This is a genomic window from Actinoplanes sp. NPDC051475 (assembly GCF_040689425.1).
Classification (GTDB): Bacteria; Actinomycetota; Actinomycetes; order Mycobacteriales; family Micromonosporaceae; genus Actinoplanes.
Genome location: NZ_JBFAZZ010000016.1, coordinates 104,257 through 130,782 on the forward strand (window position 1 = coordinate 104,257; position 26,526 = coordinate 130,782).

General features: G+C 70.6%; 21 protein-coding genes. 11 read left to right on the forward strand and 10 right to left on the reverse strand.

Annotation, left to right across the window (positions count from 1 at the left end):
• Window positions 1-2: 2 nt before the first annotated feature.
• From AB0368_RS29360 to ppk2, 3 genes are read left to right on the forward strand one after another with little or no spacing between them, the layout of a single operon-like run.
• On the forward strand, window positions 3-863 hold the full coding sequence (locus AB0368_RS29360; RefSeq protein ID WP_366157237.1) for a YhjD/YihY/BrkB family envelope integrity protein: 861 nt from the start codon (window positions 3-5) through the stop codon (window positions 861-863).
• A complete protein-coding gene (locus AB0368_RS29365; protein WP_366157238.1) occupies window positions 860-3,646 on the forward strand; it encodes a cation-transporting P-type ATPase in 2,787 nt (928 codons plus the stop codon). Before AB0368_RS29360 ends, AB0368_RS29365 begins: the two co-directional genes overlap by 4 nt.
• A 33-nt stretch (window positions 3,647-3,679) precedes the next feature.
• Window positions 3,680-4,459 carry a polyphosphate kinase 2 gene (ppk2, locus tag AB0368_RS29370; protein ID WP_366157239.1) on the forward strand — a complete coding sequence of 260 codons (780 nt, stop codon included), beginning with the start codon at window positions 3,680-3,682 and terminating at the stop codon, window positions 4,457-4,459.
• A 6-nt stretch (window positions 4,460-4,465) separates the two neighbouring features.
• Here ppk2 and AB0368_RS29375 read toward each other — a convergent pair whose 3' ends face one another.
• Window positions 4,466-4,954 carry a DUF1269 domain-containing protein gene (locus tag AB0368_RS29375; RefSeq protein ID WP_366157240.1) on the reverse strand — a complete coding sequence of 163 codons (489 nt, stop codon included), beginning with the start codon at window positions 4,952-4,954 and terminating at the stop codon, window positions 4,466-4,468.
• 223 nt (window positions 4,955-5,177) lie between these two features.
• Between AB0368_RS29375 and AB0368_RS29380 the strand changes: the two genes are divergently transcribed.
• From AB0368_RS29380 to AB0368_RS29395, 4 genes are read left to right on the forward strand one after another with little or no spacing between them, the layout of a single operon-like run.
• Window positions 5,178-5,648, forward strand: coding sequence for a DUF6069 family protein (locus AB0368_RS29380; RefSeq protein ID WP_366157241.1), 471 nt, complete (start codon window positions 5,178-5,180; stop codon window positions 5,646-5,648).
• A gap of 37 nt (window positions 5,649-5,685) precedes the next feature.
• The gene (locus AB0368_RS29385) at window positions 5,686-6,135 is read left to right on the forward strand and encodes a hypothetical protein (protein ID WP_366157242.1); all 450 of its coding nucleotides are present in this window, start codon (window positions 5,686-5,688) and stop codon (window positions 6,133-6,135) included.
• Between the two features lie 5 nt (window positions 6,136-6,140).
• Window positions 6,141-7,547 (forward strand): hypothetical protein, encoded by a 1,407-nt coding sequence (locus tag AB0368_RS29390; protein WP_366157243.1) that lies wholly within the window; start codon window positions 6,141-6,143, stop codon window positions 7,545-7,547.
• Between the two features lie 10 nt (window positions 7,548-7,557).
• Window positions 7,558-8,073: a hypothetical protein gene (locus AB0368_RS29395; RefSeq protein WP_366157244.1), complete on the forward strand. Its 516-nt coding sequence runs from the start codon at window positions 7,558-7,560 to the stop codon at window positions 8,071-8,073.
• A 15-nt stretch (window positions 8,074-8,088) separates the two neighbouring features.
• Here the strand turns inward: AB0368_RS29395 and AB0368_RS29400 are convergent, their stop codons facing one another.
• Window positions 8,089-10,620: a LuxR C-terminal-related transcriptional regulator gene (locus AB0368_RS29400; RefSeq protein ID WP_366157245.1), complete on the reverse strand. Its 2,532-nt coding sequence runs from the start codon at window positions 10,618-10,620 to the stop codon at window positions 8,089-8,091.
• A gap of 632 nt (window positions 10,621-11,252) precedes the next feature.
• Here AB0368_RS29400 and AB0368_RS29405 point away from each other — a divergent pair.
• Both AB0368_RS29405 and AB0368_RS29410 read left to right on the forward strand, forming a co-directional pair.
• Complete coding sequence (locus AB0368_RS29405) at window positions 11,253-11,672, forward strand: DUF2231 domain-containing protein (protein ID WP_366157246.1); 420 nt, start codon at window positions 11,253-11,255, stop codon at window positions 11,670-11,672.
• Window positions 11,669-11,905, forward strand: a complete 237-nt coding sequence (locus AB0368_RS29410) for a hypothetical protein (protein WP_366157247.1) — start codon at window positions 11,669-11,671, stop codon at window positions 11,903-11,905. The genes AB0368_RS29405 and AB0368_RS29410 overlap by 4 nt, the downstream gene beginning before the upstream one ends.
• 147 nt (window positions 11,906-12,052) lie before the next feature.
• Here the strand turns inward: AB0368_RS29410 and AB0368_RS29415 are convergent, their stop codons facing one another.
• The 8 genes from AB0368_RS29415 to hppD all read right to left on the reverse strand — a co-directional run bounded on the left by AB0368_RS29415 (window position 12,053) and on the right by hppD (window position 22,499).
• Window positions 12,053-13,030 (reverse strand): AraC family transcriptional regulator, encoded by a 978-nt coding sequence (locus AB0368_RS29415; protein WP_366157248.1) that lies wholly within the window; start codon window positions 13,028-13,030, stop codon window positions 12,053-12,055.
• 11 nt (window positions 13,031-13,041) lie between these two features.
• Window positions 13,042-13,596, reverse strand: coding sequence for a GAF domain-containing protein (locus tag AB0368_RS29420; protein ID WP_366157249.1), 555 nt, complete (start codon window positions 13,594-13,596; stop codon window positions 13,042-13,044).
• Between the two features lie 132 nt (window positions 13,597-13,728).
• Window positions 13,729-15,243, reverse strand: coding sequence for an arabinofuranosidase catalytic domain-containing protein (locus AB0368_RS29425; protein ID WP_366157250.1), 1,515 nt, complete (start codon window positions 15,241-15,243; stop codon window positions 13,729-13,731).
• Between the two features lie 65 nt (window positions 15,244-15,308).
• Window positions 15,309-17,981 carry a response regulator gene (locus AB0368_RS29430; protein ID WP_366157251.1) on the reverse strand — a complete coding sequence of 891 codons (2,673 nt, stop codon included), beginning with the start codon at window positions 17,979-17,981 and terminating at the stop codon, window positions 15,309-15,311.
• Between the two features lie 56 nt (window positions 17,982-18,037).
• On the reverse strand, window positions 18,038-19,279 hold the full coding sequence (gene fahA, locus AB0368_RS29435; protein WP_366157252.1) for a fumarylacetoacetase: 1,242 nt from the start codon (window positions 19,277-19,279) through the stop codon (window positions 18,038-18,040).
• Entirely contained in the window at window positions 19,276-20,079 is an 804-nt protein-coding gene (locus AB0368_RS29440; protein ID WP_366157253.1) for a hypothetical protein, read from the reverse strand. Before AB0368_RS29440 ends, fahA begins: the two co-directional genes overlap by 4 nt.
• Window positions 20,076-21,281, reverse strand: a complete 1,206-nt coding sequence (locus AB0368_RS29445) for a cupin domain-containing protein (RefSeq protein WP_366157254.1) — start codon at window positions 21,279-21,281, stop codon at window positions 20,076-20,078. The genes AB0368_RS29440 and AB0368_RS29445 overlap by 4 nt, the downstream gene beginning before the upstream one ends.
• 12 nt (window positions 21,282-21,293) lie before the next feature.
• Complete coding sequence (gene hppD / locus AB0368_RS29450) at window positions 21,294-22,499, reverse strand: 4-hydroxyphenylpyruvate dioxygenase (protein ID WP_366157255.1); 1,206 nt, start codon at window positions 22,497-22,499, stop codon at window positions 21,294-21,296.
• A gap of 156 nt (window positions 22,500-22,655) precedes the next feature.
• Here hppD and AB0368_RS29455 point away from each other — a divergent pair, with 156 nt between their 5' ends.
• Window positions 22,656-23,045: a YbjQ family protein gene (locus AB0368_RS29455; protein ID WP_366157256.1), complete on the forward strand. Its 390-nt coding sequence runs from the start codon at window positions 22,656-22,658 to the stop codon at window positions 23,043-23,045.
• A 114-nt stretch (window positions 23,046-23,159) separates the two neighbouring features.
• Window positions 23,160-26,513: a family 16 glycoside hydrolase gene (locus AB0368_RS29460; RefSeq protein ID WP_366157257.1), complete on the forward strand. Its 3,354-nt coding sequence runs from the start codon at window positions 23,160-23,162 to the stop codon at window positions 26,511-26,513.
• Window positions 26,514-26,526 lie beyond the last annotated feature (13 nt).

The following is a 26,526-nucleotide window of genomic DNA, read 5'->3' on the forward strand; positions in this document are numbered from 1 at the left end:
CCGTGCGGCGCATACCGGATCCCCGCAGTCTCCTGGCCCGGACCGCCACGGAGTTCGCCCGGGTGCAGATCTTCGACCGGTCGATGACGCTCGCCGCACAGGCGTTCACGTCCATCTTTCCGGTCCTGATCCTGCTCGGTGCGGTGCTCGGGCCGAGCCGGACCTCCCGTGTCTCGGACCTCGCGCACGTGCCGGAGTCGTCCCGGCGCGTCATCGACGACGCACTCAGCCACCAAGGCATCAGTGCCTTCGGAATGCTCGGCAGCCTGGTCGTCCTGTTGTCCTCCACCGGGCTCGCCCGGGCGCTCGCCCGCGCCTACGGAGCCGTGTGGTCCGTATCCAGCACGCCCACCGGTCCGAGAGCGGCCTGGCGATGGTTCGCCACGGTACTGACGCTGGCCCTGTTCGCCGTCGGTACCCGCATGCTCGGCCGGCTCACGGCCGGACTGCCTCTGCCCGCTGTGTCATCGGCAGTCCTGCTCTTTCTGGCGGACTGCACGCTCGCGGTCCTCCTGCCGCTTCTGTTGCTCGGAAATGCCTTGCCGGCCCGGCCGGCGCTGCCCGGTGGCCTCGCCTTCGGGCTGATGATGCTCGCGGTCCGTCCCGTCGGAGCCCGATACCTGCCGTGGGCGCTGCGCTCCAGCGAGGACCGTTACGGCACCATCGGCGTCGCCTTCACCTACATCGGCTGGCTGTACATTCTGGCGTTCTGCCTGCTGCTGGCGGCGGTGCTGGGACACGCGATCGCGCAGGAGCGGCGAAACCATCCCCTCCGGGTGAGGGACCTCCGCGGGGGCAGCCGCGAAGGTGGAGCCCGAGCCGAGCGGGAACCCCCGGCCGGCTTCGGAGAGGGCACGCCATGACCGACGAGACCGGCACCATCGAGCAGACGAAGGCCGGCGCCTCCGACGGCCGCCGTCCCTGGTACGCCCAGACGGCGATAGTCACCGTCGCAGCGCTGGAGAGCGACGCCGACCGCGGGCTCAGCCACGACGAGGCGGCGGCCCGGCTCAGCCGCTACGGGCCCAACCGCCTCGCCGCCGAGAAGCCGCCGTCGGCGTGGGCGGTGGCGATGCAGCAGCTCCGCGACCCGATGAACATCATGCTCGTGGCCGTGGTCGCCGTCAGCATCCTGATCGGCGAGTTCTCGACCTCGATCATCGTGGGCCTGCTCATCCTGCTCAACGTGGTCCTCGGCGCCCGGCAGGAACTCAAGGCGCGGGCCAGTGTGGACGCTCTTTCCAAGATGCAGGTACCGCAGGCGAGACTCGTCCGCGACGGCAAGCTCACCCTCGTGGCCGCCACGGAGGTCGTTCCCGGCGACATCGTCCGCGTCGAGGCGGGCGACCTGGTCCCAGCCGACGGCCGGATCCTGCACTCGGCCACCCTCGAGGCCCAGGAGGCGGCGCTCACCGGGGAGAGCGCACCCGTCGCCAAGGAGGCCCGCGCGTTGCCCACCGGTGACGTCGCGGTCGGCGACCGGTCGAACATGCTGTTCCAGAACACCTCGGTGACCAGGGGTACGGCCACGATGGTGGTCACCGCCACCGGCATGCACACCGAGATGGGGCAGATCGCGACGATGCTGAGCTCGGTGCACCGGACCAGGTCGCCCCTGCAGCGTGAGCTCGACTCGTTGACCAAGGTCCTCGGCATCGTCGCCTGGACGGCTGTCGCGTTCATCGTGGTGGTGGGCTGGCTGCGCGGCATGGCACTCGACCAGCTCCTGCTGCTGGGCACCGCCATGGCGATCTCGGCCATTCCGACCGGCCTGCCCGCGTTCGTGGCAGGGCTGCTCTCGTACGGGGCTAAGGGCCTCGCGGAGGCAAAGGCCATCGTCAAGAACCTCACCGACGTCGAGACGCTAGGCGCCACCAGCGCCATCAACACCGACAAGACCGGCACGCTGACGATGAACGAGATGATGGTCTCGCAGCTCTACGCAGGAGGCGCCTGGTACGCCGTCGAGGGCGAGGGCTACCGCAAGACCGGGGCCGTCACCTCCGCGTCGGGAGCACCGGTGCCCGAGTTCACCCGGCTGGCCCTGGGGCTCGCGCTGGACAGCGACGCGACCGTCGGCGACGACGGCACCGTGATCGGTGATCCGACCGAGGCCGCGCTCGTGGTGCTCGCCGCCAAGCTGGGTGTGCACGCCGGCGAGGCCCGGCGCACCTACCCCCGCCTGGCCGAGGTGCCGTTCGATTCGGACTACAAGTTCATGGCGACCTTCCACCGGTACGCGGTGGCGGGCACCGACTGCGTCATCGAGCTGGTCAAGGGCGCACCCGACGTGGTCCTGACTCGGTGCAGCCGGGTCGGCGGGCCGTTGAGCGGCGCCCAGACACCGATCGACGAGTCCCGTGCCGACATCACCGCCGCCAACCGGCGGATGGCCGGCAAGGGCCTGCGGGTCCTGGCCTTCGCTGCCCGGATCGTCAGCGCGGACGAGGTGCCGGCGCTGACCACGGACCCGATGTCACTGACCCAGGACCTCGGCTTCGTCGGCATGGTGGGCATCATCGACCCGCTCCGCGTGGAGGCCCGGGGCGCCGTGCACACTGCGCTGGACGCCGGCATCGACGTGCGGATGATCACGGGTGACCACGCCGTCACGGCCCGGGCCATCGGCGAGACGCTCGGGCTCGGGGCCGGCGCGATCAGCGGCAAGGAGCTGGCGGAGCTGTCCGACGAGGAACTGGCGCGGCAGCTGCCCCAGCTGCACGTCTTCGGCCGGGTCTCGCCCCGCGACAAGCTGCGCCTGGCGCGTCTGATGCAGGACCAGGGCCTGATCGTCGCGATGACCGGGGACGCCGTCAACGACGCCGCGGCGCTCAAGCAGGCCGACATCGGGGTGGCGATGGGCAGCGGCAGCGAGGTCACCAAGCAGGCCGCACGGATGATCCTCACCGACGACAACTTCGGGACCCTGGTGCACGCGGTCGAGATCGGCCGCCGCGTCTACGAGAAGATCGTCGCGTACGTCCGCTACCAGATGACCCAGCTCCTGTCCCTGGTGATGCTCTTCGTGGCCGCCACCGCCTTGAACATCAACCACGGTGTGGCCCTGACCCCCTCGATGGTGCTCTACCTGTTCTTCTGCGCCACCGCGGTCGGCGTCGTGATCATCGCCGTGGATCCGGGCGACGCCGAGGTCATGCGCCGGCCACCGCGTGATCCCCGGGTGCCGATCACCAACCGGGCAGCCGTGCTGTCGTGGCTGCTCTACGCCTCGGTGCTCTTCCTCGCCGCGCTCGCGCCGATGGTCGCCGGCCCGGACACGCCGCGCACCGACGCGCCGAGCGCGGCCATGACGATGGCGTTCGTGGTGATGGGGCTCGGCACGGTCGGCAACGCGCTGGTCAACCGCCGCGACCCGGCCCCCGGGCTGCTCCCGCCGGTGCTGAAGGCGGCGGCGATCGGGCTGATCCCGGTCGGGCTGGTGGTGGTGGCCACCCGGGTCGACTTCCTCCAGCGGAGCCTGCTCACGCAGGGGCTGACCGGCCGGCAGTGGCTGGGGTGCTTCCTGCTCGCCGCCGCGCTGCCGCTGGTCGTCGAGGTCGCCAAGGGGATCCGGCGCGGCCGTGCGCCGGAGGCGACTCTCGACGCCCGGAGCGCGGTCACGCCCGCGCGAGCCCGTCGCGACTGAACAGACCATCCGCAGACGCGCAAGGAGGACACCATGATCCCTCGGATGAAGAACAAGCAGTACCAGCGGGAGCTGCGCCGTCTGGACGGCGAGCTGGTCGCCATGCAGGAGTGGGTGAAGGGTACGGGTGCCAAGATCTGCATCGTGTTCGAGGGACGCGACACCGCGGGCAAGGGCGGCACGATCAAGGCGATCACCGAGCGGGTCAGCCCGCGGGTCTTCCGCGTCGTGGCACTGCCGGCCCCGACCGAGCGCGAGCGTTCCCAGATGTACCTGCAGCGGTATCTGCCGCACCTGCCCGGCGCCGGCGACGTGGTGATCTTCGATCGCAGCTGGTACAACCGCGCGGGCGTCGAACGGGTCATGGGCTTCTGCACCGAGCAGCAGACCCACAACTTCCTCGAGGCAGCCCCCGGAGTCGAGCGGGCCATCGCCGACTCCGGGGTCATCCTGCTCAAGTACTGGCTGGAAGTCAGCGCCGACGAGCAGACGCGGCGCCTGGAGAGCCGCATCAACGACCCGCGCAAGGTCTGGAAGCTCTCCGAGCTCGATCTCCGCTCGTACAGCCGCTGGTACGACTACTCACGGGCCCGCGACGCCATGTTCCGCGCCACGGACACCGCCTGGGCCCCGTGGTACGTGGTGAACAACGACGACAAGAAACGCGGCCGCCTCAACGTCATCAGTCATCTGCTCAGCAGCGTCCCGTACCGGCCGCTGAAGCCGCTCGAGGTGACGCTCCCGAAGCGTCAGAAGCCGGACGGCTACCATGAGCCGGGCCTGTCCGTCCGGCACGTCCCGACGCCTTACTGAGGGCGCTCAGGCGCCGCCGAACGTCTCGAACAGGATGCCCCGCTCGCCGTCGGTGAGGTTGGTGGCGATGAGCTTGCTCCGCATACCCCGGAACCGCTCGCCCAGCCGGTCGAGGTCACCCTGGTCCGTGACGGCGAACAGGGCGGACGTGCCGACCGTCACTTCGTCGCGGATCTTCGCCAGGTCCTCCTTGCTGATGCCGGCGTCCTCGGTGGCCCTGCCGAGGGCGCCGAGCGCCGCACCGGCCATGCCACCGACCAGCGGCATGAAGAACAACGTGCCGATCAGCAGGCCGAAGATCCCGCCCCAGCCCGCACCCTGCCAGACGCCCTCGTGCCCGTGCGCGGTGCTGGGCTGCGCCGCCCCGGCCGGCCACCGCACGATCGCATGGTCCTCGACCTTGACCAGCCCGTCCGCTTCGGCATTCGTGAGGATCCGCGCGGCCCGGTCCGCGCCGTCCGGATCGTCGAACTTCCACACGGTGAAGGTTGTCATCGCTCGCTCCCGACATCGGTTCGCCCCGAGCCGCCCTCCTGGTGTCCGGCGGCGTCGGAGCCATCGTGACCGCGCCCCGGCACCCCGACCCTCATCCCTGACGGGGTATTTCCGGGACCCGCGAGCCGGTTCACCCCCGCCGGATGAGCACAGCGACCCGCCCGCCGACGACGCTCGGCCCACGAGCGGCCACGGTAGCCGCGGTGCCTGGAGGAGGAACGCCATGACGGCGATGTACCAGTCCGCGAGTCCGTCACCGCGACCGGCGCTCAACGCCGGCCGGCTGTGGGCCGGCGGTGCGGCCACCGCGGTCGTGGCCGCCCTCATCGCGATAGTCGGGGTCCTCGTGGGTCGCGGACTCTTCCATGTGGACGTGCTCGCGCCCAAGGGTGCCGGCGTGTGGGGCGACGCCAGAACCGGATGGTACGCCCTGGGCGCCGCGATGCTCAGCCTCGTGGCCACCGGGGTGATGCACCTGCTGCTCATGTTCACCCCCCGGCCCATGCTCTTCTTCGGCTGGGTCATGACGCTGGCGACCGTGGTGGCGATGCTGGCGCCCTTCGTCACCGACCAGGACCTGGGCTCCCGCCTGTTCACCGCGGGCCTCAACTTCGTCCTTGGCGTGGCCATCGGCTCGCTGGTCGCCGGTTCCGCGCACACGGCCGTCCGTGCCGCGCCGCGCATGTACCGCTGAGGAGCGCTTCCCGCCCACGAGGAGGAACGGACCAGCCATGACCGAAAGCGAGCAAGTACAGGCGCACTCGAGCGCCGAGCCCAGGGCCGCCACCGCGTGGCTCGGCTGGGTGGTCTTCATCGGCATCCTGCTCTGCGGCGCAGGCCTGATCAATGCCGTCCAGGGGCTCGTCGCGGTGTTCGACGAAAGCTTCTACCGCTCGTCGACCTCGGGCCTGGCGGTCGACGTCAACTACGCCGTCTGGGGATGGGCGCTGCTGATCCTCGGCGTGGTCCTGGTGGCGGCCGGCGGCGGGGTCGTGCTCGGATACCGATGGGCGCGGGTCGTCGGCGTGGTGGTGGCTTCCATCAACGCGCTGGTGAACCTCGGATTCGTCACGGCCTATCCGGCCTGGACCATCCTCGCGGTCTGCTTCGACGTGTCGGCGATCTACGCGCTGATCGTCCACGGAGGCGAGGCCAAGATGCTGCGGATCACGCGGAGGTGACCGGCATGACCGCGGAGGCGGGCACCCCTGGCCCGGAAACCATGCGCGGCGACGAGCTCACCCGGCTGCGCGCCGAGGTGACATCGCTGCACGCTCGGCTCGACACCCGGCGCCGCCGTGCCGCCGTGGTCCGCACCCTGCGCCGCGCCACGGCCGCCGTGCTCATCGCTCTGTCAGCGTTCGCCCTCGTCGCGAGCGTGGTCGGGGTGTGGGCGGCCACCACCGTGCTCAGTACCGACCGGTGGGTCTCGACGGTGGCGCCGCTGCCGCAGAACCCGCAGGTCGCCACGGCGGTCGCCGAGTACACCACGACGCAGGTGTTCGCGGCCCTCGACGTGGAGCAGCGGGTGCGCAGCGTCCTTCCCCAGCAGGCGGCGTTCCTCGCCGGACCGGCGACGGGCCAGCTGCGGGGCGCCGTACGGACGACCGTCACGAACGTGCTGCAGAGCGATCGCTTCGCCGGGATCTGGGTGGAGCTGAACCGTCGCGCGCACCAGCGCGCCCTCGCCATCATCGACGGCACCAGCACCGTCGTGATCGGCCGGCAGGACCACGTCGACATCGACCTGCTGCCACTGATCAACCAGGTGCTCCGGGAGCTCAGCAACCAGATGCCGACGCTGTTCGGCAAGCAGATCTCCCTGCCGGACCTCGGCAGCGGCGCGATCCCGGACAATCTGCGGATCCGGGTGCAGGACGCACTGGGGATCACCCTGCCGGAGAACTTCGCCCAGTTCACGATCTACGACTCGGGCCAGTTGTGGGCCGCTCAGCAGGCCGTGGCGACCGCCAAGCGCGACCTGGTGCTCGGCGTGATCGGTACGCTCGTCCTGCTGTGCCTCGCGCTTCTGGTCTCTCCGGAGCGCCGGCGCACGCTGCTCCAGCTCGGCCTGTGGCTGGTCGTCGCCGCCGTGGCGGTGACCGCAGCGCTGCGGGCCGTACGCGGGCAACTGCTCGGCGAGGTGCCCGCGGGCGTCTACCGAGACGGCGTCGCGGCGGCTTTCACGAGCGTCTTCGGCCTGCTGCGCCTGCGGGGCGTCCAGATCATCGTGATCGGCGCGGTCCTGGCCGTGGCGATGTACCTGATCGGGCCGGGCCGGGCACCGACCTGGCTCCGCCGGCAGACCGTCCTCGGGATGCGCGCCGCCGGCCGCGGGGCGCGGGTCGGCGGTCGGGTCCTCGCCGCGCGCGGCCCCGGCTGGGCCGCCGCCCACCTGGACCCACTGCGCGTCGGCGGCGTCGTAGTGGCCGCCGTGCTCGCGTTGCTGTGGTCGTCATGGACCTCCTTGCTGGTCATCGCGCTGGTGCTGGCGGCCTACGAGGTGCTCGTGACCGTCGCCGCCCGCGCCCGTCCCCCGGGTCCGCGAACCGCGGGACCGGGCGACGCACTCGCTGCTACCGGCGCCCACTGACGAGGTCCGCGTGCGCACTCAGCAGGCCCGTCACGCCTCGCCGCGGCAGCCGAAGTCACCCCACGACGTGCAGGAGGCGACCGCGGCGGGCCTGTACGGCATCATCGTGAGCGCCGCCGTCATGGTGGCCTCCCACGCGCCGACGGTGTCGACCACCGTCGTCGCGGTGCTGGTCACGCTCTCGATCTACTGGGCCGCGGAACGGTACGCCCGGATCGTGGCCGAACGCATCCACCAGGGCCACCGCCCCCGGTGGGACACGGTCCGCGCGCAACTGACCAGCGGCTGGGAGATGGTCACGGCCTCCCTCCTGCCGCTGGGTGTGCTGGTGGTGGCCTGGCTGCTCCGCGCCAACCTGCGTACCGCGATCGTCGCGGCCCTGGTCTGCAGCACCGTCCTGCTCTGCATGGCGGGCTGGCGGATCGGCCGGCAGGGCCGGCTGTCCCGTGGCGAGCAGCTGGTCTCCACCGCCGTGGCGGGACTGTTCGGCGTCGCCCTGATCGGCTTGAAGACCATCCTGCACTGAGCCGGCCGGGACGGCTCAGAACAGGCCGGATGCCCGCGCGCGGGTCACCGCCTCGCGCCGACGGGCCACGCCCAGCTTGCGATAGATCGATCTCAGGTGAGCCTTGACGGTGTTGATGGAGACACCCAGCTCGGCGGCGATCTCTCCGGCCGTCAGCATGGTCGGCAGGTACGTCAGGACCTCCATCTCCCGCTCGCTGAGGTCCCCGTTACGCTGCACGGCCCGCTCCACCGCACCCGCCCCGGTCATCGCTCTCAGGACGCCGGCCATGAAGGTCGTCGGGCGGCCGGCCAGCAGGTTCTGCCGGCCGATCAGCCGTTCCAGCGGGCCGCCGCCCATGCTGACGAACGGCCTGCGCAGCCGCTCCTGCTCGGCCAGCGCGACCGCCCTGGCGAGGGCATCGCCCGCGCGAACCCCCTGCCGTCTCGCATCGGCGATGAGGGCGGTCAGAAGGTACGCCTCGACGGTGGCCACCGTCTCGGCCAACGGCGGGGGCGGCCCGGCCAGCAGGTCCTCCGCCTGTTTCACGTTGCCCATCTCGAACGCCGCCCGCGCCCGGCGGACGCGCTCGGCGAAGGTGAGTGGGCTTCGAGGCGCCATCTCCGCGTACCGCCGCTCCACCAGCTCGGCCGCGCCGGCCCGCAGATCGAGCTCCGATTCGGTGAGCAGCAGCCATCGGTCGAGGGCGGGCGCCCGGATGCGGGAGTCCCGGTATCGGCGCGCCTGCGCGAGCAGGCTCCGCGCCCGCGCCGGCTCGCCCTGTGCCAGCGCGAGCCGGGCCTGGGTGCCCAGCCACGTCAGCCGTTGCACCGCCTCCGGCTCGTTGCGGTGGGCTCGCCGGCCCTGGTGGAGAACCTGTTCCGCCTGAGCCGGCTCGTGGCGTTCGACGTGCACGAGCACCAGAGCGAGGTGTGCCGCAACTGATTGCAACGCATAGGTCCATCCCCGCCGCTCCGCCAGGTCCCTTGCCGCCCCGGCCAGCCGGGCGGCCTCCTGCACCGAGCCGGCCATGACCTCCAGCATGGCCAGGTGGCCCAGTGCGTTGATCTCGACGAGCTCGATGCCGGCCGCCCGGGCGGCGGTCGACGCACTCCAAAGGAAGCGCTCCGCGAGATCCGTCCTGCCCTGCCACAACAGCCCGACGCCTTTGTTGTTCAGCGCGACCGCGCGGAACTGCTCGGCCGCCGGCACCTCGGCCGAACGAACCTTGCTGAGCGTGGTGAGCAGGCGCGTCGTCAACGCCACCACCTCCGGCATGTCGCCCACCGCCCGGCGTACGCTCATCTCCAGCGACCGGATGGTGATCTCCACCGGCGACCGCTCGGACTCCGGACGATCCCGCAGCAGGTCACGCGCCCCCTGCAGGCGTGCCGGCATGGCGTCCCAATCCCCCGCGTCGAACAGCAGCAGGGCGCCGCACACCATGAGCTCGGCGGTGGTGGCCAACTCGGCGGCCGGTACGGCCCGGAGCACCTTCATCAGCGCCGTCCGGTTCGCCGACAGGATGAGCGGGGCGGCCTGCGCGACGACCAGCCGGCCGACCAACGGCCAGTCGCGCCCGGCGACCGCGTGACCGAGAGCGTCGAAGATCGAGCCGTGGGCGAGATACCAGAGCGCCGCCCGCCCATGCAGCTCGGACACCATCTGCGCACTGCGCACCAGCAACTGATGCCGCAGTGCGTCGCGCAGCAGGTGGTGATAGCGGAACCACAGGGGTCTGGCGCCCAGCCGCACGACGAAATCGTTGACCAGCTCCAGCTCCTCGAGGGTCCGCTGGCCGTCGTCGTCCCCGGTGAGCGCATCGGCCAGCTCGCCGCTGACATGATCACAGATGCTCGTGTACAGCAGGAAGCGGAGCATTCTCGGCGACTGTCCGGACAGCACCTCGGTCGCAAGGTATTCGTCGACCGGGCGGACGTCGCCGGTGAAGTCGGTGACCGGGCGAGGGCCGCCGGGCCCGGACAGGAAGGCGGCCGCCATCTGCAGCCCGGCCGGCCAGCCCTCGGTGCGGTCTACCAGCGCCGCCACGTCGTCGCCGTCCAGCTCGAGCGCGGGGCGGGCCAGCAGCTGAGCGGCCTCGTCGGCGGTGAAGGCCAGGTCGCGTGCGCGGATCTCCCCGAGCGCACCCGTGAGACGCAACCGGTGCAACGGCAGCGCCGGCTCGGACCGGCTGATGAGTATCAGGTGCAGGTCGGGCGCCGGAGGGTCGATCAGTGCACTCAGCTCGCGGAGGACCTTCGGATCGTCGACCTCGTGAAAGTCGTCGACCACCAGGACGGTCGGCGTCTGCAGCCGCTTGATGCCGCTTCCGAGGGAACGGATGCGTTCGTCGTCATCGGACGGAACGCTCCGCCACTCGCCGAGCGGATTACCGGCCGGCACGGCGCCGGCGGCGCGGAGAGTCGCGACCACGTAGGCCCAGAACGACTGTGCGTCATTGTCGCCGCGATCGACGGTGAGCCAGGCCACCGGAAACGGGCAGCGCTCCGCCCACGCCGAGACCAGTACGCTCTTGCCCCAGCCCGCGCCGGCGCACACGAGCGTCACGGGGACATGCACCGAAGCATCGAGCGTCGCGTTAAGGCGTGGCCGGTGAACTTGGGCCCGTAACATTCGCGGCCGGGACATTTTCGCGGCGTTGAACGGAGTGAACGCGGACGGCCCGTGACGCCGGCTCGCTCGATGTCTCGGTCGCTCGGCCGAGGTCAGGGAACCATTCACCCGCCCGGCCACGTTGTCGACGTCCATGCCGCCCTCTCCGGCACGGGTCCGCATCCGTGAAGCCGTCCCCCGTCGCCGGCGGTCGGCTATGCCGCCGGCACCCCCACGGCTCCGGCTGCGACGACAAATGCGTCAGGAGCCTCCCGGAATCCGGTATCGCGGTCCACCGTCCCTGCACCCCTAGAACGACCACGCCTCCAGCGCCTTCGCTCCCCCAGCGAACCATGCGATCAAGAGCGTGGCAACACCCACCGTCACACAGTGTTGCGTCAATATTCAACAAGTAGTGACCGTTCGTGCGGTTCCGCCATTCCCTCCTGTGTAGAGCGTCCGGAGAACACCGTGCCACATGGACACCGCCGGGCAGCTCATCCGCAACGGACGAGGCGGCGAGCGGGCGGCCGGGCGAGGCTCGACGACGTCCCGCCCGTTCGGTGCCGGTCCGCGGAGGAGGTCGCATGCAGACCCGGCTCAGCGTCCGCGGCAATGCGGTGCAGCCTGTGCTGCTGATGTTCCCGCTCGGCCTCCTGGCCGTGGCGGTCATCCTGGACGTCTCCCGGCTCCTCGGTGCGCCGACGCTCATCGGCACGCTGGCCTACTGCACCGTGGTCGCCGGCCTGGTGGGCGGCACCGTGACCGCTATCGCGGTCTGGATCGACCGGATCACCGTCCGTCAGACCATGGACGCCCGGACCGAAACCGTACGCCGGCTGCTCGACCTGGCCGTGCTGATCGCCTTCGCGGTCATTCTCCTGCTTCGGATGCGGACCCCGGAGCGGACGGCGGGGCCGGGACTGGTAGCACTCGAGGCCCTGGGTCTCGGCGTGGCCGGCACGGCCACATGGTGGGACATCCGAATCGGAGGAGGAAGATCATGAATTACCGGCGAAGGTTCAGCACCGCAGTGGACGCCCTACGTGGTCGCCCTCCCCGCACCGACTACGGCATCCTCCTCGTGATGCCGTTCCTCGCCGCGGCGGGCGGGTCACTGGTCGGGCTGGCCGTCGACGCCGCGGTGCAGCGCCGCCGGACGAGAACCCCCGCCCCGGTGCCGGAAGAACCGCGCGAGCGCGCCGGTACCCCGGTAGCGGTGCCGGCACGGAGATCGTGACTCGGCGGCCGGCAAGGTTCACCCGGCGCGGACGAGGCGCGGGCCGCCGCGTGCGCCGATTCTGACCTTGTCGGCCCGGTCCCGTTGAGGGGGTGGAGACCTGTCAGGTCGAGCGCCACGGGACCGGGCCGGCACCGGAACACCCCGTCAGGGGCCCTGGAGAGTCCGGGACGGCGTCGCGTGGTACCGCGCCCGATAGGCGGCTGCGAACCGGCCCAGGTGGAGGAAGCCCCAGCGGTAGGCGACCTCCGCCACAGTGGTGGTACCCGGGTCCGCGGCGCGCAGATCATCGTGCGCCCGGGCCAGCCGCACCTGCCGGAGGTACGCCATCGGGGTGCAGCCGACATAGCGACGGAACGCCCCCTGCAGCGTACGCACGCTGGCACCGGCGGCGATGGCCAGGTCCGCGACGGTGTAGGAGTATTCCGGACGGGCGTGGATGGCCTCGACCGCCCGCCGCACCAAGGGTGGCCGGTAACAGCGGGCCGGGCGGTTCAGCTCCGCACGGTAGGGGTGGTCGACGGCCAGGAGCAGCCCGAGGGCGAGAGTCTCCCGCAGCCGACCGACGACGAGCGGATGGTCGAACATGCCGGTCTCGCCGTTGAACTCGGCCGCCACCAGCCTGGCCAGCGCCGCCCAGCTCCGCCCGCGACCGCCGGCGACGTCGAGCCGGCCGGCCAGGGCGATCGGGCCCCGGATCGCCACGTCCAGCTGATCCTGCAGCCGGCACTCCAGGAATTCCCGGTCGATCTTGACGACGAGCTGGCGGCCGTCGGCGCTCCAGCGGTCGAGCACGACGTCCTCGCCCGCCCGGGAGACCACCGCCCGGTCCCCGGCGCTGAGGAGCGCCCGGCCGGCCTGGTGCGCCTCCAGATGACCGGACAGGGGTACGCCCACCTGGTACGCATCGGGAGCGTCGTACCCCAGCGTGACGTCCGCGCCGTACCGGGCATCGCAGATGGACAGCGGGCCCAGGCTGAGGATGTCGAACCGGGCGGCGAGCCGTCCCGACCGGCTCTGGGGGTGCAGGAATCGCCGGGGAAAGTAGTGCGCAGCGCCGAAGGAACGGATCTCCTCGACGTCGTCGGATTCCAGCGAGAACCGCGACACCGTGCCATCGTCCACGATTCAGCGCCCTAGGGATGAAGGGATCTGCGGTTCGCCGGGTCCGCCGTCCACGTGAGCGTCGGCTTGTCCGACACCATGATGGCGCAGATGTCGGCGACGGCAGCGAGGAAGGCTCGCTCGGGCCCGGTGAAGTAGTGCCCGGCCCGGTCGTAGATCACGCCCAGCGCGCCGACGGGATGCTGCCGAACCATCAGGGGCACCGCGGCGAAAGCCCGCCCCCAGAGGCCTCCCGCATAGGGATAGAAGGCCCTGATCTCCGACGGGGACGACAGCCAGATCGGCTCGCCCCGCACTATCGTGTCGGTCAGCGGGAACCGGGATTCCACCTGCAGGGCGCCGATCTCGTGCATCGCGCCGCCCACACCCGGCCACAGGAAGGCGTGCAGGGCATCGCGGCTGCTCATCGTGCCGAGCACCACGCTGTCGGCACCGAGCGCGACGGCCGCCTGGGCCGCTGCCGCCTCCAGGAGTGATGCGTCTCCAGGCGCGACGACCATGGCCTCCAGCAGCAGGTGGACCCGGGACAGCAGTTCCGCGCCGCCGAGATCCTCTTCCGATGTCATTTCTGTACCTTTCGAGCCATGGTGGAGTCCGCGTGACACGGCATCGTGCCGTCACTCAGACGGCACGATGACACAGCCTCGCCGATCCGGCAGGCCACAAAGGGCCTCCGGCGATCCGGAACACGCAACGCTTCAGGGGGCGATCGACCAGAGCTCACAGGTGTTGTTCAGCCACATCCAGAGGTCTGCTCGGGTGCCGTTCGCCGTACCGCAGTTGACGTTGTCGAGCACCATCCCGCTGTTCTCGACGACGAGTTCGTAGCGGCCGTTCCCGGCGGGGATGACGGCCCATTGCTGGCACAGGTTGCCGAGCGGCTGCCAGAGGTTGACCGCCGTGCCGAGCGCCTGCCCGCAGTTGACCGCGTCGAGCACCTTGCCCGCGTTGACGTTCGTGATGGTCCACTTGCCGGCGCCGGCGGTCGTGAAGCGCCACTGCTGGCACGTGTTGCCGAGCGGCTGCCACTGGTCGATCTGCGTACCGTTGGCCGTGCCGCAGTTGACGGCGTCGAGAACCTTGCCGCCGGCGAGGTTCGTGAGGCGATACGTGGCACCGTTCACGGGGAAGGGGACCGGCTTGGTGTATCCGACGGACACGATGTTCGCCTGGACGGCATTCTCCGTCGCGTCGCTCGGATAGCCGGCGGTCATGACGCCTTCGAAGAAGGAGCCGACGGAGCCGTTGCTGTTGTCGCCGCCGATGCCGAGGATGATCGCGCCCTGCTTGGTCATCGGCCGGTAGCCCGCCTGGCTCGGCAGCGCCCCGCTGTATCGGGTCGCCAGGCCGCCGGACTGCGCGTCGCCGTCCTTGATGGCGTACCTCGAGGTGCCGTCGTTCTTGAGCACCGCCGTCACGAACGGTGTGCTGCGACCCGTGTTCGCGGTCCAGGAGCCGTTGCCGCCGGCGAACAGCCCGTTCTCGAGGTCCGCCGCGACGCGTGGTCCCGCTGCGCACGGCGAGAACCAGCACAACGTACCGAAATAGATCGCGTCCATGTCGCCGTTGCCGGTGTCCATGTTGTTGGTCTCGGCATTGCCGTAGTCGAAGCAGCACCGGTCGTTGTAGTGCGTCCCCTCGGTCACCATGTACATGCCCTCGGGCCGGCTGCCGGTGGCGATGCCGTTCGTCGCGTTGTTGCGGTAGCCGTTGCCGGCGGAGATGTAGACCCCGTACACCTTGTGACCGTTCGCCGTCACCGGCAGCGCCGCCGCGTTCGCGCCCTGATCGGGGGTGGGATTGGCGCCACCGCCGGGGGCGATCGTCAGATCGTTGTGGCGCGCCGACTGGTCGAAGATGCGCACGATCGTGCAGTACGTGTTCGAGCAGAAGGAGTCCTGGGTGGACGCGTTGGCGTAACCGCCGGCGCCGAGCACCCCGACGTTGGTGGTCGCGCCGTCGGACCAGCGTCGTACCTGGTAAAGGGCACCGCTGTAGGAGCCGAAGAGAGCGCGGGTGGTGCTGTGAGCGGCGACGCAGGGTGTGCCGCCCCTGGCGTAGATGTCGCAGGGCGACGTGACGGCTGCCAGCGCACTGCCGGGCGCCACGGTCAGCGCCGCGGCCGAGAGAACGGCAGCAGCCAGGGCGGCGAACGCCGTTCGCCATGGACGAGTCCGGGACGAGATCTCCATGAGGTGCCCCTTCGCAGACATCAATGTGACCGTTCACATAGATGTACTTGCGTATTGCGGCCTTGTCAACGGGGCGTTTCGACGCCTCAGGCGACGACCACGTCGGAGTCGATGGTCAGACCGGTGAGCTCCCCGATGGTGCGGACGAGGTCGGGCAGGCCCTCGGCCGGCGAGGTCTTGTCGGTGATGGCGATGACCTTGCCGCTGAGCCGGGTCTTGTCGGCCTCGGTGAGGGTGTGGGCGGTGAGCACGACCACCGGGATGCCGCGGGTGTCCGGGTCGTTGTGCAGCGCGGCGACGACGTCGAAGCCGTCGAGGTCCGGCATGAGCAGGTCGCAGATGATGAGGTCGACATGGTGCCGGCGAGCGGCCCGGAGCCCGTCGACGCCCCCCGTGGCCTTGACCACGTCGATACCTTCGCCCTGCAGGCTGGCGTGGATGAGATCGAGGCTGTGCGGGTCGTCGTCGATGGCGAGCACGGTCAGCTCCCGGTCGGTACCGGGAGGGATCAGGCCGTGCCGGGCGAGCCAGGTGATGAGGGTACTGCGGTCGACGGGCTTCACGAAGTAGTCGACGGCGCCGAGCGCGAGACCGAAGTCGGTGGCATCGTGAACGCTGATGATGACCACCGGGATGTGGCGCAGCCGGTCATCGCTCTTGAGTTCCGCCAGCACCTGCCAGCCGTCGACGCCGGGCAGCTGGATGTCGAGCAGGATGGCTTCGGGGTCGCACGCTCGCGCGGCTTCGAGCCCCTCTTCACCGGAGGTCGCCACGGTGACCTGATAACCGGCACGCTGCAACTGGGTGGACAACAGGTCCGCGGCGGCCCGGTCGTCCTCGATGACGAGGACCCCGCCGCAGGAGGCCGGCGCAACGGCCCTTCCGGGCTCCACTCTGTCGGCAGCGGGCAGGTAGACGATGAACTTGGCGCCGCGGCCCGGTTCGGACTGCAGCTCGACGCGCCCGCCGTGGGCGTCGACCAGGCGGCGGGTCAGGGCGAGACCCAGCCCGGTGCCGCCGGAACGGCTCCTCTGGTCACCGACCTGCTGGAACTCCTCGAACACCCGCAGCTGGTCGGCGACGGCGATCCCCGGCCCGGTGTCGGCGACGCTGAGGGCGATGTCGCGGCCCACCCGCCGGGCCACGATGAAGATCTTCCCCTGGTCGGGGGTGAACTTGATGGCGTTCGACAGCAGGTTCGTGATGATCTGCCGCAGCCTCATCCGGTCGGCCTGGAGCCGCAGCGGCCCCACAGCGACCGTGAGTTCCAGGCCCTTGGGACGCCACAGCGCCGCCAGGCTCGTCACGACCTCGTTCACGGCCCTGGGAAGGTCGACGGGCTCGCACTGCAGCTCGGTCTTGCCGGATTCGATCTTCGCCAGGTCGAGGACCTCGTTGATCAGGCCGAGAAGATGCTGGCCGCTGGAGTGCACGTGCTCGATCCACTCCGAGGGCACGGTGCTGTGCCCCTCGGCGGCCGGCTCGGTGCGCATGAGGTCGCTGAAGCCGATGATCGCGTTCAGCGGCGTCCGCAGCTCGTGGCTCATGTTCGCCATGAACGTGCTTTTGGCCTCGCCGGCCGCCGTCAGGGCCGCCACGGAGTCGGACAGCTCGCCGGTGAGCCGATCGCGGTCGCTGAGCAGATCCGCACGCTGGCTCAGCGCCGCCACCTGGCCGGCGAGGTCGCCGAGCATGTGCACGTCGTCCTCGGTGAACAGGCTGCGATGGGTGCTCAGGAGCAACATCACCGCCGGCTGGGTCGGCAGCCGCAGCGACGCCACCGTGACGAACCTGAATCCCCCCGCCCGGGCGTAGTCCAGTGCCACGGCTGGGGTGTCGGCGGGGCGGCGGGCGTCGTCGGTGTCGACGCTCGCGCTGAACTCGATCAGCGCCGTGCAGTCGGCCTCGCCGGAACCGGGGGCGGGGCCGGGAGCGGGTAGGCCGACCCGCGCCACCTCGCTCAGCTGGTCATCAGCACAGGTGAGCACGACCACGGCGCCGGAGGCTGTGGCGTGGCGTACCGCGTGCGCGTAGTGGTCCCAGATTTCCTGCGCCGGCGCGTCCGGCCGCACCTGCAACAGCTGCCTCACCACCTCGTACGCCGCACGGCTCGACCATGCGCGCCGCGCCCAGCCGGGCGGGGTGAACGCCAGCAGATAGCCGAGCGCCGACGCCAGGGCGATCACTCCTGCCGCCTGTTGCGCGTCCTGCGCGAGCGCGGAGTTTCCTGAGCCCGCGCCGGCAACCATTATCGCCACGGCGAACAACGCGGTGGCCCCGGCGGCCAGATACAAGCGGGCCCGGGGCGCTCCCGTGCGGGCGGCCGCGAGCCTGGCCAGATACCACGACGCGGCGATCTCCGTGGCCACGAACACGGCCACCACTGCCAGTAGCGACCACGCCCCCATCGCCTCCCCGCCGAGGACCAGCAGGGCGACGCTGACGCCCCAGCCGGCGGCCGCCGCCGTGTACACGCCGGGATGCACCGTCCCGATTCCGCGTACCACGCGCAGAGTGAGGAAGGGCTGGCCCAGCAGCAGACCGGATGCCGCCACGGAGAGGGCCGGCGGGGGTTCGCCGAAGGCCTGCCGTACGACCGCAAGCACGAACAGCACCGCCAGCGTCGAGAACATCACGACGACATCGCGATGCAGCCCGTCCCGCCGGTGCAGATAGCCGGCGAGGACACGCAGGAACACCGCGGTGAACAGCGCTTCCACCAGCAGCGTCAACCAGATGCTCGAGCCCTCGGCCGCCATTGACAAAAGGTACATCTCGGTCCGGCGACCGGGATGGCAAAGGGCGGAGCGGGCGCCTACCGGTCCGGTTCCGCAGCGGGCAGGATGCGGCCACGCACCTCGCCGAGACCGATGACGGCGCCGTCCGCGCCGGGCGCGGTCGCGCTGATCACGATCTCGTCGCCGTCCTCGAGGAAGGTCCGGGTCGTCCCGTCCGGCAGCCGCAGGGGTTCCGCGCCGCCCCACGACAGCTCGATGAGCGAGCCGCGCTGGTCGGGACGCTCACCGCTGATCGTGCCGGAGGCATAGAGATCACCGGTACGCAGCGACGCCCCGTTCGCGGTCAGGTGCGCCAGCATCTGCGCGCCGGTCCAGTACATGCCGTCGAACATCGGGCGGGAGACGACGTGGCCGTTGAGCCGCACCTCGAGCCGGACGTCCAGCCCCCACGGCGGCGTCCGCGCGTCGTCGAGGTACGGCAGCAGGGGCACGGTCCGCTCCGGCGGTGCCACCCGGGCGGCACCCAGCGCGGCCAGCGGTACGATCCACGGCGAGATCGAGGTGGCGAAGGACTTGCCGAGGAACGGGCCGAGCGGCACGTACTCCCAGGCCTGGATGTCGCGCGCGGACCAGTCGTTGACCAGGCAGACCCCGAAGACGTGGTCCTCGAACCGGGCCAGGTCGACGGGCCGGCCCAGCCGCGACGGGGTGCCGACGACGAAGCCCAGCTCGGCCTCGATGTCGAGGCGCCGGGACGGCCCGAAGGTGATCTCACCGTCGGTGCCGCGGCGCTGGCCGCAGGGGCGGACGACGCCGGTGCCCGAGCCGACGATGGTGCCGGCGCGGCCGTGGTAGCCGATCGGCAGGTGCTTCCAGTTCGGCGTCAGCGGGTCCTGGCCGGGCCGGAACATCCGGCCGAGGTTGGTCGCGTGCTGTTCGGAGGCGTAGAAGTCGACGTAGTCCGCGACCGTGAACGGCAGGTGCATGACGGCGTCCCGCGCCGGTATCAGACAGCCGCCGAGCTGCGAACTGAAGGTGGCGTCGGTGAGCCAGGTGGTGACCAGGGCACGGACCTCTGACCAGGCCTGGGGGCCGGCGGCCAGCAGGGCGTCCAGCGACGGTCCCGCCACGGCGGGGGCGAGCTGCGGGGCCAGGGCCCGGACGGCCGGCGCCAGGTCCAGGATCATCTCACCGATCGCGACCCCGACCCGGGCGCCCGGGTCGGAAGCCGTGCTGAACACCCCGTAGGGCAGGGTGGCGACGCCGAACGGGTGATCCGCCGGGACGTCGAGCCAGGTCGCGGCAGAGACGGTGGTCAACGCGGGTCCTCCGGGAGTAGTCCGTGGTGCACCAGGCCGTCGATCGGCTCGGTGACGCTGCAGGTGCCGAAACTGACGAAGTGGTGGCGGACCCGCCCGGCCAGGGCGTCGTCGATCTTCGCGACGTCGGCCGCCACCCGTACGCCGTCCTGGTCGGCCAGCGCCGCGGTGACGTCGCCGCCTTCCAGAGCGCGGGCGGTGGCGACGAGCACGTTCAGGAATCCGTGGTGCTCGAAGCCCGTGGCGGGGTCCCGGTGCCGGATCGGGTCGTGCAGTCCCGCGGTGAGCTTGAACGGTACGCCGCCTTGCACCGCCGCGACGAGTGCGCCGGCCAGCTGTCGCTCGTCGGGGAAGGCCGTCGCGACCACTCCCCCGGTGCGGATCTTGAGGCGCAGGCCGGCGTCGGCAAGCGCGGCGACCGTGGCCGCCGTGACATCGACCCAGGGCAGCTCGACGTACGTGAGCACCTGCCGGTCGACGGCCTTGACCAGGTCGGCCAGGGTTCCGGCGGACGCCGGGACCTCCAGCGCCGCCAGCTCCACCCCGGGCTCGCCGCGTGCCTGCCGGATCGCGGCCGGAACGTCCGGAGCCCCGCCGGGCACGGTGAGGGCGACCGGCAGCGGGGACCCGGCGGTCAGCGTCGCCCTCAGTTCCTCCCACCGGGGCAGCGAGCAGATGAAGGGGCCCAGCAGCGGCGACGACCGACGCTCGCGGTAGGCCCGTACGGCGTCCGGCACGGGTACGTTGCCGGGCGGGAAGATGGCCGCGTCGTCCAGCAGGCCGGCGTACAGAACCGTCACGAGGCCGGTCCCCGCCCCGCCCACGTCCAGGCGTACTTGCCGTCGTCGCAGGCGCGGCCGGCCTCGCCCAGGCCCAGCGGCCGGAAGGTGTCGACCATGACGGCGAGCTCGTCGAACCGCTCCGCTCCGAGGCTGGCCTCGATGGCGCTCGGCTGCGGGCCGTGGGAGTGGCCGCCGGGGTGCAGCGAGACGGAGCCGACGTTGATGCCGGAACCCTTGCGGGCCTCGTAGTCGCCGCCGACGTAGAACATGACCTCGTCGCTGTCCACGTTGGAGTGATAGTACGGAACCGGCACGGCCAGGGGGTGGTAGTCGACCTTGCGCGGCACGAAGTTGCAGATGACGAAGTTGGCGCCCTCGAAGACCTGGTGCACCGGCGGCGGCTGGTGGACCCGGCCGGTGATCGGCTCGAAGTCGGCGATGTTGAACGCGTACGGGTAGAGGCAGCCGTCCCAGCCGACCACGTCGAAGGGGTGGTGCGGCACCACGTGCACGGTCCCGGCGAGCCCGGCCGGGCCGTCGCCACGGTGCTTGATGAAGACCTCGACGTCCTGCTCGTCCACCGTGCGCGGCGAGCCGGGCGTCCGCAGATCGCGCTCGCAGTACGGCGAGTGCTCCAGGAACTGCCCGTACCGCGACAGGTACCGCTTGGGCGGGGCGATGTGGCTGTTGGCCTCGATGACGTACAGGCGCAGCGGCTCGTGTCCCGCCGGCACCCAGCGGTGGGTGGTGGCCCGCGGAATGATGACGTAGTCGCCCGCACCGACCTCGAGGTCACCGAAGATCGTCTCGACGGTGCCGGCGCCGGACTCGACGTACGCGCACTCGTCGCCGGTGGCGTTGCGGTAGAGCGGCGACGTCTCACCGGCCACGACGTAGGCGATCCGGACGTCGGCGTTGCCCAGGACCAGCCGCCGGTCGCGCACCGCGTCCCGCGACTTCCACTCCTGCTCGCCGAACAGCTCGTGCAACTTCAGGTGCCGGGGCATCAACGGCTGATTCGGTACGGTCGCCAGGTCGGGCAGCTCCCAGACGCGCGCGTCGACCATCGCCGAGGGAACGTGCCGGTGATACAGCAGCGACGAGTCCGAGGAGAATCCCTCCTCGCCCATCAGCTCCTCGTAGTAGAGGGCGCCGCCGGAGTCGCGATGCTGGGTGTGACGTTTGGCCGGGATGCTGCCGGCCCGCTGGTAGTGCGCCATCCGTACCCTCCGTCAGAAGTTGCCGCGGCGCTCCTGCTCGCGCTCGATCGCCTCGAAGAGCGCCTTGAAGTTGCCCTTGCCGAAGCCGAGCGAGCCGTGCCGCTCGATGAACTCGAAGAACACGGTAGGCCGGTCGCCGATCGGCTTGGTGAAGATCTGCAGCAGGTAGCCGTCCTCGTCCCGGTCGACCAGGATGCCGCGCTTCTGCAGCTCCTCGATCGGCACCCGGACCTCACCGATGCGCGCCCGCAGCTCCGGGTCCTCGTAGTACGAGTCCGGCGTGTTCAGGAACTCGATGCCCTCGCCCCGCAGCACGTCGACGGTACGCAGGATGTCGTTGGTCGCCAGCGCCAGGTGCTGGGCGCCCGGCCCCCGGTAGAACTCGAGGTACTCGTCGATCTGCGACTTCTTCTTGCCGATCGCCGGCTCGTTGAGCGGGAACTTCACGCGGTGGTTGCCGGACGCGACCACCTTGGACATCAGCGCGGAATAGTCGGTGGCGATGTCGTCGCCGACGAACTCGGCCATGTTCGTGAAGCCCATGACCCGGTTGTAGAAGGCGACCCACTCGTCCATCTCGCCCAGCCCGACGTTGCCGACGACGTGGTCGAGGGCCTGGAAGACCCGCTTCGGCGCGCCGTCCCGCTTGCGGAAGGCCGAGGTCCGCGCGACGTAGCCGGGCAGATAGGGCCCGGAGTAGCCGTCGCGGCTGATCAGCGTGTGCCGGGTCTCGCCGTACGCGGCGATCGCGGCCATGCGGACGGTGCCGTGCTCGTCGGAGACGTCGTGCGGCTCCACCAGAACCGTGGCCCCCTGCGCCCGCGCGTGCTCGATGCACCGGTCGACGTCGGGAACCTCGAGGGCGATGTCGGTGATGCCGTCGCCGTGCTTGCCGTGGTGGGCGATCACCGGGCTGTCCGGGTGCACGCCGCCCTGGATCACGAACCGGACCGCACCGCTCTTCAGCACGAACGACATGTGATCACGGTTGCCGGTCTCCGGACCGGAGTACGCCACCAGTTCCATCCCGAAGGCGGACTGGAAGAAGTGCGCCGTCTGCGTGGCGTTGCCTACCGCCCAGACGACCGCGTCCCAGCCCGTGACCGGGAAGGGGTCGCTGCCGGAGTCGTACTCGACCAGCCCGACGAGCTGCTTGAGGGTGTCGAGGTCGAGCTCCGCGAGCCGTTCCTCGTTGGTGAGCGTGTCGTGCACGGACATGGGCTGGTCCCCCTCAGCTTGATCGGGCTGCGGCCTTCAGCTTGGTGAACGCGGCTGTGGTGCACAACACGCCCAGTTTCGAGCGAGCATTCTGCGCAGATCGGCGGGTCGGAGCGGGTCGAGGCTGAGCAATCTGCACAGGATACGATCGGCCTCGTGTTGATCGTCAGTTCCAACGACCTGCCCGGCTACCGGATCGACGCGGTGCTGGGCGAGGTGTTCGGCGTCACGGTACGCGCCCAGACCCTCGGCGCCGGGATGACCGCGGGCCTGCGGGCGCTCGGCGGCGGCGAGGTGCCCGAGATGACCCAGCTGATGGTGCAGAGCCGGAACGAGGCCATGGGCCGCATGGTCTGGCAGGCCAAGCAGCGCGGCGCGAACGCCATCGTCGCGTACCGGTTCGACAACGGCCAGATCGGCGCGGCGTGGAGTGAGGTCTGCGCCTACGGCACGGCGGTCTGGGTGACTGCGCTGTCCGAGCATGCGAAGAAGCAGTACGAGGCGATGACGCAGGCCGGCGGCCTCCCGCACCAGCTGCCGGGCTGACCCCTTTTGCTCTGACAAGCAAAAGTTGCGCCGCCAGTTAACAAAGTTATGGACTTCCGCGCAGAAGGCGCCTAGCGTCTCCAGGCATCGATGGTCATCGACCTGGAGCGTCCGATGAACAGACTGATGTCAACCCTGGGCGTCACCACGCTGATCGTGGCCCTGATGCCCGTCGCGCCCGCCGCCGCGGCAGTCCCGCCGCAGGAGCCCGGCGTCACCCTGAGGACCTACGACCTGCAGACGGCACGCGACACGATCTGCACGCTCAAGCCCGGCCAGACGCCCAACGTCGACAGGCTGATGCCGGCGATCAACTGGACGACGGCGGCCGACTTCGGCTTCGAGGACCACTTCCAGGCCGAGGTGATCGGCAACGTCTCCATCGGCGCCGCGGGGACGTACGCGTTCCGGCTCACCAGCGACGACGGGTCCCGGCTGCTGATCGACGGCGCGACCGTCATCAACCACGACGGGTTGCACGGGGCGACCTCGGTGGAGGGCAGTGTCAGCCTCACGACCGGCTACCACGGCCTGCACATCGACTACTTCGAGCGCGACGGCGGCCAGCAGCTCACCCTGGAGTGGCGGCCGCCGGGAGCGAGCGCGTTCGTGGTCGTACCGACCTCGGCGCTGAGCACCGACTCCGGCGTGGTGCGGGTGACCGCGCCCGGGCGCAAGGAGTGCCAAGGCTCGGCGGACAGCCCCGGCGACGGCCTTCCGCTCACCGCCGTGCACCCCGGCTACACGCTGACCGACCTGCGACCGGCCGGCTTCCAACCGCAGGTGAGCGCGATGGACTGGTTCCCCGACGGGCGCCTGGCGATCGCCACCTGGGGCGGCAGCGACACCGTCGCCGGCGAGGTGTACGTCCTCAGCGGCGTCACCGGCACCACCTCGCCGAGCCGGGTCACGTACAAGCGGACAGCCACCGGGCTCCGGGAACCGATGGGCTTGAAGATCGTCGACGGCAAGATCTACGTCTCCCAGAAGCACGAGCTCACGGAACTCACCGACACCAACGGCGACGAGGTCATCGACCAGTACCGCACGGTGGCCACGTGGCCCTTCGACGGCAACTTCCACGAGTTCGCTTTCGGCCTGCTCTACAAGGACGGCTTCTTCTACCTGAACCTGTCCGTCTCGATCGATCTCGGCGGCGCGACCACCGAACCGCAGGGCTCGCCGAACCGGGGCACCAGCCTGAAGATCAACCGTACGACCGGCGCGGTGGAGTACGTCGCCGGCGGCCTGCGCACCCCGGACGGCATCGGCTGGGGGCCGGAGGGCGACATCTTCGTCACCGACAACCAGGGCGGCTGGCTGCCCGCCTCGAAACTGGTGCAGATCAAGCCGGGCCGCTTCTTCAACCACTACACCAACCCCGACGGCCCGTTCGACGGCCAGCCGGTCACCCAGCCGGTGCTGTGGCTGCCGCAGAACGAGATCGCCAACTCGCCGAGCACCCCGCTGCTGCTCGACTCCGGGCCGTACGCGGGCCAGATGCTCTTCGGCGACGTCACGTACGGCGGCATCCAGCGCGGCTTCCTGGAGAAGATCAACGGCCAGTACCAGGGCGCGGTCTTCCGCCTGACCCAGGGCCTGGAGGTGGGCGTGCTGCGCCTGACCCAGGGTCCGGACGGCGCGCTCTACATCGGCGGGCTCGGCGCGGGCGGCAACTGGGGCCAGGAGGGCAAACTCACGTACGGCCTGCAGAAGCTGACACCCAACGGCACCAGCGTCTTCGACATCAAGGCGATGCGCGCGATCGCGGACGGCTTCGAACTCGAGTACACCCAGCCCGTGTCGGACGGCACCGCCGCGCAGCTCGCCGCCCGGTACCGCGCCGAGCAGTGGCGCTACGTGCCGACCCCCGCGTACGGCGGCCCGAAGGTCGACGAGGAGACGCTGTCCGTGGCGTCGGCGACCCTCTCGGCGGACCGGCTCAAGGTGACGCTCAAGCTGAACGGGCTCAAGCCGGGCCGGGTCGTGCACGTCCGCTCCCCTCGCCCCTTCACCTCGACCTCCGGCGCGTCGCTGTGGAGCACCGAGGCCTGGTACACGCTGAACAGCCTCGTCGACGGCACGACTCTGCGGACCGACCAGGTCGAGGCGGAGTACGCCGGCCTCAGCGGGAGCGCGGGAGTAGCTTCCGACCACACCGGCTACACCGGGTCCGGGTTCGTCGCCGGCTACGGCTCGGTGGGCGCCGCGACCACCTTCGCCGTCAACGTGCCGTCGGCCGGCTCATACCCCGTCTCCCTGCGGTACAGCAACGGCCCCAACCCGTCATCGGGCGCCAAGACCGTGAGCCTCTACGTCAACGGCAGCAAGATCCGGCAGGTCAGCCTCGCCGACACCGGCACCTGGGACACGTGGGCGGCCAAGATTGACACCGTGACTCTGCGGGCCGGCGGCAACACGATCGCGTACCGGGTGGACACCGGCGACGTCGGGCACGTCAACCTGGACAACCTGACGGTCGGCACCGGCGCCACGGCCGGACCGCGGACCGGCACCGTCACCGGCATCGGCGGCAAGTGCCTCGACGTGGACAACGCCGGCACCGCCGACAAAACGAAGGTCCAGCTCTACACCTGCAACAACTCCTCAGCGCAGAGCTGGACCCGCAACGGTGACACGCTCCGCGCACTCGGCAAGTGCCTGGACGTCGACAACGCCGGCACGGCCGACGGCACCAAGGTCCAGCTCTACACCTGCAACAACGGCCCGGCGCAGGTCTGGCAGCAGCAGTCGAACGGCTCGCTGCTCAACCCGCAGTCCGGCAAGGTGCTCGACGCCGCGGGCGGAGCGAGCACGGACGGTACGCCCGTACAGATCTGGGGGTGGGCGGACGTGGCCCAGCAGCGGTGGACGCACAACGGCACCAGCCGGGTCACGCTGTTCGACGGCGGCAACCTCCAGGCCTTCCAGAACGCCGACGGCACCGCGCCCACCTGGCCGGTGTCCGGCGGCTCGGCCGAGGTGCTGGGCGGCGACATCCGTACCAAGCAGACCTTCGGCGACTTCCGGCTGCACGCCGAGTTCTGGCTGCCGAACCTGCCGGCCGACGTGACCGGTCAGGCCCGCGCCAACAGCGGCATCTACCTCCAGGACCGCTACGAGATCCAGGTCCTGGACACGTACGGCAAGGCGGCCCTGGCCGACAACGACTGCGCCGCCGTCTACCTGAAACGGGCGCCCTCCGCCAACGCCGGCACGGCCCCGGAGACCTGGCAGACCTACGACATCACGTTCCGGGCGGCCCGCTACGACGGCGCCACGAAGACCGACAACGCCCGCGTGACCGTGGTCTGGAACGGTACGACCGTCCACAACGACGTGGCCATCGACGGTCCCACCGGCAACGGCGCCCCGGAGGGCCCCGAGTTCCTGCCGATCCGCCTGCAGGACCACGGTGATCCGGGCGCGAACGTCCGCTACCGCAACCTCTGGATCGAGCCGGCGTAGGCCGATTCGCGCG

Excerpts from the sequence above, each read along its gene's own strand:
- AB0368_RS29365 (WP_366157238.1), top strand. The coding sequence starts at position 860 with ATGACCGACGAGACCGGCACCATCGAGCAGACGAAGGCCGGCGCCTCC.
- ppk2 (WP_366157239.1), top strand. The coding sequence starts at position 3,680 with ATGATCCCTCGGATGAAGAACAAGCAGTACCAGCGGGAGCTGCGCCGT.
- AB0368_RS29375 (WP_366157240.1), bottom strand. The coding sequence starts at position 4,954 with ATGACAACCTTCACCGTGTGGAAGTTCGACGATCCGGACGGCGCGGAC.
- AB0368_RS29380 (WP_366157241.1), top strand. The coding sequence starts at position 5,178 with ATGACGGCGATGTACCAGTCCGCGAGTCCGTCACCGCGACCGGCGCTC.
- AB0368_RS29385 (WP_366157242.1), top strand. The coding sequence starts at position 5,686 with ATGACCGAAAGCGAGCAAGTACAGGCGCACTCGAGCGCCGAGCCCAGG.
- AB0368_RS29390 (WP_366157243.1), top strand. The coding sequence starts at position 6,141 with ATGACCGCGGAGGCGGGCACCCCTGGCCCGGAAACCATGCGCGGCGAC.
- AB0368_RS29405 (WP_366157246.1), top strand. The coding sequence starts at position 11,253 with ATGCAGACCCGGCTCAGCGTCCGCGGCAATGCGGTGCAGCCTGTGCTG.
- AB0368_RS29410 (WP_366157247.1), top strand. The coding sequence starts at position 11,669 with ATGAATTACCGGCGAAGGTTCAGCACCGCAGTGGACGCCCTACGTGGT.
- AB0368_RS29420 (WP_366157249.1), bottom strand. The coding sequence starts at position 13,596 with ATGACATCGGAAGAGGATCTCGGCGGCGCGGAACTGCTGTCCCGGGTC.
- AB0368_RS29425 (WP_366157250.1), bottom strand. The coding sequence starts at position 15,243 with ATGTCTGCGAAGGGGCACCTCATGGAGATCTCGTCCCGGACTCGTCCA.
- AB0368_RS29430 (WP_366157251.1), bottom strand. The coding sequence starts at position 17,981 with ATGGCGGCCGAGGGCTCGAGCATCTGGTTGACGCTGCTGGTGGAAGCG.
- AB0368_RS29445 (WP_366157254.1), bottom strand. The coding sequence starts at position 21,281 with ATGGCGCACTACCAGCGGGCCGGCAGCATCCCGGCCAAACGTCACACC.
- hppD (WP_366157255.1), bottom strand. The coding sequence starts at position 22,499 with ATGTCCGTGCACGACACGCTCACCAACGAGGAACGGCTCGCGGAGCTC.
- AB0368_RS29460 (WP_366157257.1), top strand. The coding sequence starts at position 23,160 with ATGAACAGACTGATGTCAACCCTGGGCGTCACCACGCTGATCGTGGCC.